The 1,022-nt window shown below is 63.6% G+C and carries 1 protein-coding gene; it reads right to left on the minus strand.

The window, feature by feature from the left end; translation table 11 throughout:
* Positions 1-92 precede the first annotated feature (92 nt).
* Positions 93-521: a transposase domain-containing protein gene (locus ACIA8E_RS42070; RefSeq protein WP_399307417.1), complete on the minus strand. Its 429-nt coding sequence runs from the start codon at positions 519-521 to the stop codon at positions 93-95.
* Positions 522-1,022: the final 501 nt, after the last annotated feature.

Consider the following 1,022-nt stretch of genomic DNA (forward strand, 5'->3'; position numbering starts at 1 on the left):
CTCTCACCGGTGGAGTTCGAACAGCAGCATCTGCGAGCAGCTAAACTCTCAATCGCGGCATGAGCCCCTGTGCCCACACCCCGGGGGACGCCTCACTGCAGCCCGGTGCCGTCCCAGGCCACCGTCCGCAGCCCCCGCCACCACGCTCCGGAACAATCAGCCTTGTCCGCTGGCCCTTTCAGCCGGTCGAACAGGATGGCCAGCGGAGCTGACCCAACCCTCCTGCGGGCTTGACGCAACGCGGCCTCCGACGGCGCCACGTCTTCGCCGCCCAGGCCGGCGGTCAACGCGGCCCACACCCCCAGGTAGCCGTCGGTGCCAAACAACGACAGCGCGAGTACGAGGTACACCGTGACCCGGGCAGGTAACTTGCGGATCCGCCGCTGGACCCGCCGCGTCAGTTCGAGCGCCTCATCTACCAGGGCAGGCCGGATGATTTGCGTCAGCTCTCCGAGATAGCCAGCCGCGAACGCGCGAACCGACCCCCGTCCCGGTACGGGCATGCCAAACTCGATGAACAACGGGACTCCGTCAGAACAGAGGATCTTGGTCGACTCTCTGTCCTACGCGGAGTCCCGCCCTCGTGTCCCGGCTTCCCCGAACCGCTTGACAGGCAGGTCAGGACCTTAACTGCGGGGCATGGGGAGTTACACCGTTCTTCTGTGTCCGCGGGCCTTGACCAGAAAGTGGGACAGCACGCTCAGCGCGGCGTCTACGGGACCTGCAGGGGCCAGACTCTTAGCGGCCCTTCACGCGACGCTGCTCGACACCTCGAAGCGTGAAGAACGGCCGCTCTCCATGTCTCACGAAGAAGGCAAGATCAGTAAGTTAGGCGACCCGGCGAGGTTAAACGTCAAGTTTATACGCTGTTGGGGGTTTGCTGGGGTTGGTTGGTGTGCTGTCTGGTGTGTTGGTTGGTGTGTCGTATGTGTGTGTTGGTGTGGGGGTTTTGGTGGTGGTTGATCCTGCTGTTGATGCTGTTGTGGTGTTGTTGACGGGTATGCGTGTGCCGCGGGCGGATG

This window comes from Streptomyces sp. NPDC051664 (assembly GCF_044453545.1).
Lineage (GTDB): Bacteria > Actinomycetota > Actinomycetes > Streptomycetales > Streptomycetaceae > Streptomyces.